Origin of the sequence: Mesorhizobium sp. (assembly GCF_004962925.1) — a bacterium.
GTDB lineage: Bacteria > Pseudomonadota > Alphaproteobacteria > Rhizobiales > Rhizobiaceae > Mesorhizobium.
Genome location: NZ_SUEO01000421.1, coordinates 1 through 720 on the forward strand (window position 1 = coordinate 1; position 720 = coordinate 720).

Annotated in this window: 1 protein-coding gene; it reads left to right on the plus strand. The window is 65.1% G+C overall.

Annotation, left to right across the window (positions count from 1 at the left end; translation table 11 throughout):
• Positions 1 to 608: YgcG family protein (locus tag E5W87_RS35515; protein WP_292408645.1), on the plus strand; the 608-nt coding region annotated here is incomplete at its 5' end.
• Positions 609 to 720 lie beyond the last annotated feature (112 nt).

Sequence of the window (720 nt, forward strand, 5' to 3'; positions counted from 1 at the left end):
CGACGATCGATAGCCTCGACGGCGAGGAGATCGAGCCCTACGCCAACCGGCTGTTCCGCGCCTGGAAGCTCGGCCAGGCCGGCGAGGACAATGGCGTGCTTTTGCTGGTCGCCCAGAACGACCGCAAGATGCGCATCGAGGTCGGCTACGGGCTGGAAGGCACGCTCACCGACCTGCACACCAAGCTGATCATCGAAAACGACATGGTGCCCGCCTTCCGCGAAGGCGACTTCTCCGGCGGCATAGCCAAGGCCGTCGACGACATGGTCATGGTGCTGGAAGGCAATCCGGAAGAGCTGGAAGCGCGCGGGACCCGCAACCAGCAGGCGCCATTCAACACCGATGATCTGTTCTTTGCGATCTTCATAAGCATCTGGGCGATCATCTTCTTCGGCAGCATCGCCGCCTCCATCCTGCCGCCGATCTTCGGCCAGAAGATCGGTCCTGGCCGCTATCGCTGGCTGGGCATGACCTTCGAGCCGAGCCGGCGGTCTTCCAGCGGCTGGTCGGGAAGTTCCGGCGGGGGATGGTCGTCGGGTTCAGGCGGTGGCGGCTTTTCCGGCGGCGGTGGCTCGTCCGGCGGCGGCGGCTCATCGGGAAGCTGGTGACCAGCATGACAAGATGCGACATCCGTCCACCAGGTTCCGGCCGCTTCGCCGCGACGATCGGCGCTGCCCTGATGGCCATGGCGGTGCTGCTGCTTGTCGGCTTTACCGCGCT